This window comes from Amycolatopsis vancoresmycina (genome assembly GCF_000716785.1).
Classification (GTDB): Bacteria; Actinomycetota; Actinomycetes; order Mycobacteriales; family Pseudonocardiaceae; genus Amycolatopsis; species Amycolatopsis vancoresmycina.
In genome coordinates, this window is sequence record NZ_JNYY01000053.1 from 1 (window position 1) to 749 (window position 749).

Genomic DNA, 749 nt, shown 5'->3' on the forward strand with positions numbered 1-749 from the left:
CCGCTCTTGATGTCGGCGTGCTTCGGCGGCGGCGCAGCCTTACCCGGCTTGATGTTCTTCAACGCCTTCGCCGCATCCGCGAACAAATCACCCGCCCGCTTCAGCAGCGGAACCAGCGCCTTCAACGCCGTCACCAGCCGCTTCACCAAATCGGCGATCTTCGACGCGGTCTTCGCCACCGCACCGACCACCTGCGGCACCACCCACGTCAACCCGATACCCAACGTGAACAGCACCTGCAAGGCCCAGCTGATCAAATGCCCGACCAGCTCCGCGATGATGTCCCGCACCAACGCCCGCACCGCCGCGACCACCTCACCGGCGGTTTTGACCCCGCTGGACGCGCCCTCACAGCCCTTCTGCGCCGTCTCCAGCAACGTCACCGTGTCCTGCGCCCGCTGCCGATAGGTGTCAGCCGCGTTCCCGGTCCACGACACCGTGTCGGCCTTGACCATCCCGGTCAGATCCGCACCCACACTGCCCAGCTCGGTGGCGACGTTCTTCCACGTCTCCGACTGCGCCGCAATCTCATCCGCATTACCGGTCAGCCCGTTCAGCGCCTCCTTCAACGGACCGACGTGCTCCATCAGCCACCCGACCCCGGCAGCCAGGATCGCCCCGAACGGATCCATCGCCATCGACAACGCATCCAGCGCCGTCCCGACCGCCCCCATCGCGACCGACGCCCAATCACCGCTCTCGATGGCCGACTTCAGATCGTTCGCCGACTCCAGCAGCGAAATCCCCGA

At 66.2% G+C, this 749-nt stretch carries 1 protein-coding gene; it reads right to left on the bottom strand.

From position 1 onward, the window contains the following. Positions 1-749: WXG100 family type VII secretion target (locus tag OO60_RS44275; protein WP_033263641.1), on the bottom strand; the 749-nt coding region annotated here is incomplete at both ends.